At 64.2% G+C, this 229-nt stretch carries 1 protein-coding gene; it reads left to right on the forward strand.

All coding sequences use genetic code 11. The annotated features are described in order from the left end of the window. Positions 1–229, forward strand: a 229-nt coding sequence (locus MFF64_RS39235) for an undecaprenyl diphosphate synthase family protein (protein ID WP_238194148.1), incomplete at both ends; no start/stop codon positions are given.

Genomic DNA, 229 nt, shown 5'->3' on the forward strand with positions numbered 1-229 from the left:
TTCCCGCAACAAGGGGCACGAGTTCGGGGTGCAGAAGGCCTACGAGGTCCTGGAGTGGTGCCTGGAGATGGGCATCAAGACCGTGACCGTCTGGGTCTTCTCCACGGACAACTTCAAGCGCCCCCCGGAGGAGGTGGAGACCCTCATGAACCTCTTCCTGCGGGAGGCCGAGCGGATGGCGGAGGACCACCGGATCCTGGAACACCAGGTGCGGGTGCGCTTCATCGGT

The sequence above is a fragment of the Methylobacterium frigidaeris genome (genome assembly GCF_022179185.1).
Classification (GTDB): domain Bacteria; phylum Pseudomonadota; class Alphaproteobacteria; order Rhizobiales; family Beijerinckiaceae; genus Methylobacterium; species Methylobacterium frigidaeris.